This window comes from Flavobacterium sp., from assembly GCF_043778725.1.
Classification (GTDB): Bacteria; Bacteroidota; Bacteroidia; order Flavobacteriales; family Flavobacteriaceae; genus Flavobacterium.
On sequence record NZ_JAYWFT010000072.1, the window covers coordinates 1 to 5,507 of the forward strand.

General features: G+C 32.1%; 4 protein-coding genes. All 4 read right to left on the reverse strand.

What is annotated here, in order from left to right:
- A partial coding sequence (locus tag ACH2CG_RS06475; RefSeq protein WP_395063384.1) for a carboxypeptidase-like regulatory domain-containing protein occupies positions 1 to 744 on the reverse strand: 744 nt, incomplete at its 3' end.
- A 293-nt stretch (positions 745 to 1,037) separates the two neighbouring features.
- Positions 1,038 to 2,888 (reverse strand): glutamine--fructose-6-phosphate transaminase (isomerizing), encoded by a 1,851-nt coding sequence (glmS, locus tag ACH2CG_RS06480; RefSeq protein WP_395063386.1) that lies wholly within the window; start codon positions 2,886 to 2,888, stop codon positions 1,038 to 1,040.
- Between the two features lie 17 nt (positions 2,889 to 2,905).
- The gene (locus tag ACH2CG_RS06485) at positions 2,906 to 4,585 is read right to left on the reverse strand and encodes a DUF4270 domain-containing protein (RefSeq protein ID WP_395063388.1); all 1,680 of its coding nucleotides are present in this window, start codon (positions 4,583 to 4,585) and stop codon (positions 2,906 to 2,908) included.
- A 15-nt stretch (positions 4,586 to 4,600) separates the two neighbouring features.
- Complete coding sequence (locus ACH2CG_RS06490) at positions 4,601 to 5,404, reverse strand: glycogen/starch synthase (RefSeq protein ID WP_395063390.1); 804 nt, start codon at positions 5,402 to 5,404, stop codon at positions 4,601 to 4,603.
- Between the last annotated feature and the right edge of the window lie 103 nt (positions 5,405 to 5,507).

Consider the following 5,507-nt stretch of genomic DNA (forward strand, 5'->3'; position numbering starts at 1 on the left):
TTGATTGGTTTGACCATATTTAAGATAAGTAGAAATCCCCTCATTGGTAAACGGGCTTTTACTTGTCATAAATAAAATTCCGTTAAATGCATTTGCACCATATAATGCTGATGAAGCGCCAGGTAACAATTCAACATTTTGTACGTCTATTTCTGAAACACCTATTAGGTTTCCTAATACAAAGTTCAATAGCGGAGAAGAATTGTCCATACCATCTACTAATTGCATAAATCTTGTGTTAGCAACCGTTGCAAATCCACGAGTATTGATAGACTTAAAAGACATACTACTTGTGTTCATTTGCACTTCCTTTAGATTTTCTAATCCATCATAGAAAGTAGGAGAGGCTGTTTTTTTAATGTCTTTGATGGTCATTCTTTCAATAGTAACTGGCGATTCTTTAACTCTTTCTGGAGTTCTAGAAGCAGAAACTACAATTTCATCAAGCTGCGTGTCCTCATTTTGCAATACAACATCTGCTTTTTGAGTAGCTGAATTAATTTGAATTTTTTGAATTGCAAATCCAATACTTGTCACCTCGATAGTAAAAGGTGGCTTTTTGGTAACTTTAATAGTGAATTTTCCATCACCATCAGTAACAGTTCCTGCAGATTCGCCAACAACTTTAATGTTTGCGCCAGGAATTGGTTCGTTCTTACTGTCTTTTACCGAACCTGAAATTGAAGTTTGTGCAAACGAAATGCTGCAAAAAAACAATGTCAAAATAAAATAATAAATCTTCATTAGGTTTGATTTTTGTTGGTTTAAGTAGCCAAAATACAAATAATTTTTATATTAATAAAAAAAGTCGCTATTATTTTCACAATTAATAATCATTCCGTCTCTTTACTATTTATTTGACATTTATGTTTTAATTAGCTTTTTATTAACTTATTGTTAAATTTATAAAAAATACTATGCATACATATAAAATTTATAAAAATAATTGCATTAATCTCAAATAAAAATAATTTTATATAAAATAAAAAAAGCGAGAAATAGATCTCGCTTTTTTTATTTTTATGTTGTGTTATGGGTTATTCTACAGTTACAGACTTTGCCAAGTTTCTTGGTTGATCTACATTACAACCTCTCATTACGGCAATATGATAGGACAATAATTGCAATGGGATTGTGGTTAATAACGGTGAAAGTGCGTCTGAAGTTTCAGGGATTTCAATAACATGATCTGCTAGTTCTTTAACTTGTGTATCACCTTTAGTTACTATTGCAATAATTTTACCGCTTCTAGATTTAATTTCTTGAATATTGCTAACTACTTTATCATAATGACCTTGCTTGGGAGCAATGACCACTACTGGCATTTTTTCATCAATTAGGGCAATTGGTCCGTGTTTCATTTCGGCAGCTGGATAACCTTCTGCATGAATATAAGATATTTCTTTTAGCTTTAATGCGCCTTCTAATGCAACTGGAAAGTTATAACCTCTTCCTAGATAAAGACAATTAGGTGCATCTTTATAAATAGATGCTATTTCTTTAGCAATATCGTTTGTAGAAATCAATGCTTCTGCTACTTTTTCTGGAATAACTTCTAGTTCTTGCAAGTATCTATGAAAATCAGAATTAGACATCGTTCCTTTAGCTTTAGCTAGTCGAAGCGCAATCATTGTTAAAACCGTAATTTGTGTTGTAAATGCTTTTGTAGATGCTACGCCAATTTCTGGTCCGGCATGAGTATAAGCACCAGCATGAGTTTCTCTAGAAATTGATGAACCTACAACATTACAAACTCCAAAAACAAAGGCTCCTTTTTCTTTGGCTAATTTTATTGCAGCTAAGGTATCTGCTGTTTCACCTGATTGCGAAATGGCAATTACTATATCTTTACTTGTAATGATTGGATTTCTGTATCTAAACTCGGAAGCATATTCTACTTCGACTGGTATTCTTGCAAATTCTTCAATTACATATTCTGCTACCAAACCTGCGTGCCATGAAGTACCGCAAGCAATTATTAAAATTCTGTCTGCATTAAGAAATTTTTCAATATTATCTTCAACACCTGCCATTTGAATTATACCGGTATTGGCATGAAGCCTTCCTCTATAAGTGTCTTTTATAACATTTGGTTGCTCATAGATTTCCTTAAGCATAAAATGCTCATATCCACCTTTTTCAATTTGCTCTAAATTCATTTGTAATTCCTGAATATAAGGATCCACTAATGAATCATCTTTTATTTTTCTTATTTTTAATGGCTTATTCAAACGTACAATTGCCATTTCTTCGTCTTCAAGATAAATAGCATTTGAAGTATATTCAATAAACGGTGATGCGTCTGATGCAATAAAAAACTCATCTTCACCAACTCCTATTGCTAATGGACTTCCTAAACGAGCCACCACAATTTCATCTGGTTTCATTTTGTCAAAAACACATATTGCATAGGCACCAACGACTTGGTTCAAAGCTACCTGAACTGCTTTTCCTAATTTAAGATTTTCTTTTTTCTGAACTTCTTCTATTAGATTTATTAAAACTTCAGTATCTGTATCCGATTTAAAAGTGTAACCTCTTTTTATTAATTCTTTTTTTAATGGCTCATAATTTTCAATAATACCATTGTGAATTATTGATAAATTACCCGAATTAGATAAATGTGGGTGCGAATTGACGTCATTTGGAACTCCATGTGTTGCCCATCGAGTGTGTCCCATTCCTATGGTTCCATTTGTTGTAATTTCTTTAGAGGCCTTAGCTTCTAGATCTACTACTTTGCCTTTTGTTTTGGAAACTTTTAAATCAGTTCCGTCAAAAAGCATTACGCCTGCACTATCATAACCTCTATATTCTAGACGTTTCAATCCTTTTATAATAATAGGATATGCTTCTCTGTATCCAATATATCCAACAATTCCACACATAAATTCAGGGTATTTAGTTAGTCAGGTTTTGTATAATAAATTTCTAATTTTATTCTTTTATCGTAATTTACGTCACCAACAGATAAATTGCTTCCATAAAGAACCGTTCCAAGTGGATTAGCAACAGACATTGATGGTACTAGTTTTAATGATCTAGTAACAACAGTTCCAGTTTTATTAACTTGTTGATAAGGAATTGCATTTTTAATAGTCATATTGCTTACATTTCCAATGTTTTCGGTAACTACTAACCCTAGCATTACATTGGTTGAGTCTTTTGTTACATCTGTGTTTCCACCATTTTTCACTAAGCTTCTTATGTAATTGGTAATTCTTACTTTATATTTGGTTACTGTTCCACTAGTTTCTTTTTCAATAATACCACCATGTACTAATTTATTGAATTTTGAGCCAGAAGCAGATGTAGATAAATCTGTATAATAATCAATAAGTGGCCTATTGTTTCTTAAATCGTAAAGATAAATTCTATTGGGCTGATTTTTAAATGGAGTTGAAGCGTCACTTGTTTGGTTGGGCATAGCGCTTTTATCGATATAAAAAGTTAGACTTGCATCGTTAATTAACCATTTTTGTTGTCTCATTCTGGTTAAATCTGGTGATGCATTGTTAGATTTTCCGTCAAAAAGTTTAATTACAGACATTGATCCTTGACCTCCTTTTAAATATATTTTCGAATCGCCATTTGCAACATCTGGTGTTATTGGATTGGCGTAAGTATTTTCTAAAAGATTTACAGTGTTTCCGGTCATGTTTAAAACCATTGTTTTTCTCACTAAAGTTGTTTGGTCTGTAGCAGACTTTGCATCTCTATATACAATAGTAATTTTTCCTTGAGTAAAGTTAAGTCGTGCTAATGTGCCTTGCGTGGTTGAACTTGCTGCATTATTAACTTTAAAATATAAACCTCTAAAATAATCTTTAAACGCATTATTGTTTACCAAGTTAGCTGCGCCAGCTTTAATAATGTTGTTTTTAAAATAAGCAGTATCCAAGTCAAAATACAAACCTGGACTCAATCGTTCTCTAACATCGGTAGTTAAAGCACCTGCAGTAGTTGTTTTAAAAAACTTAATTTGGGTAGTTTTAAATTCAAACTCAGGTTCGGATGCCAAAAGTTGAACTTGATTGTTGTTAAAGTCCTGTTGCTGATTAGCATAATATTTTTGTGGTTCCAATAATTGAGCATTTGGATCCAAATTAGCCAAGAAAAAACCTGATCTATAAATGTTTAAACTTATTTTATTTGTTCCTCCAGAAATAGAATCTAAAGTAAATGTTCCGTCACCAGATGTTGCATCAACGCTTTCTAATGTAGAAAAATAAGGTACGTGCATGTAAACCGAATCTACAATAATATCATTAAGATCTGTTTTATAAAATGTAGGATTGATTGCTGCAAGCTCCAATTGTGTTACAAAACTTGCTTTTGTTTGTCCAAAAGGTGCATTATCATAAAATCCCAAAGAATTAACTGGAAGATTATTTGACTGTACCGTTTGTGTACCACCATAAAGATTTTGGTTGTAGGCAACAACATTAAAGTCTTCTTTGTTAATGTTGTAATGGTCACCACCTACAATGTCTGTTCCAACCTCGTTAAAGTCTTTATCGCAAGAAGCGCAAAGAACAATTAAAAAACCAACAACAAATGTTTTTAATAAGAAATTAAATTTCATGTTTTATTATATTAATTATAGCATCTTTTTATAAAAAGAAGTGTAGGCATTAGCGAACTCATCTTTCGGTGCGAAAGGTAAAAAAGGTTTACCCGAAGATTCTATAAATTTTGTTAAACTTGGAGAAAGACTTTCTGATGCAATAATAACTGCGTCTGAGTGCGCAATTGATGTCTTTATTAAATTCTCATAATTTGGAACCTCTAAGTCAGCAATTGCATCTTGCGGAATTCCATCAAACTTAATTTTGTTAATCATTTCTACATCTAAAGCACCGTCAAAAGATTGACTGTAAACAGAACTAACAATTTTAGTTTCAGAAAAAAGTGCTTCATCTTTATAAAAATGTTTCATATAAACTGGCAACATTGAAGCCATCCAACCATGAACATGAATAATATCTGGAACCCAATTTAATTTTTTAACCGTTTCTACAACACCTTTTGCAAAGAAAATAGCGCGTTCATCGTTATCAGGATACAACACTCCATCTTCATCAGAGAAGGTTGCTTTTCTTTTAAAATATTCATCATTATCAATAAAATAAACTTGAATTCTTTCTTTCGGAATTGAAGCAACTTTGATAATCAACGGCATATCAACATCATTCACCACAAGATTCATCCCAGAAAGGCGAATTACTTCATGCAATTGATGCCTTCTTTCGTTGATATTTCCATATCTTGGCATAAAAATTCTAATTTGTCCGCCTTGATCATTAATCATTTTTGGCACGTCATAAGACATCAGAGAAACTTCATTCTCTGCCAAATAAGGCACCACTTCAGATGATACATACAATATCCTCTTGTCTTCCATCTTGTAATTATTTGTTTATTGGCAATAAAAAGCATGCAAAATTACAAAAATTTATGCAGATATTTACTAAAGTAGTAAGTTTGTACTCTATTTCAATAAAAAA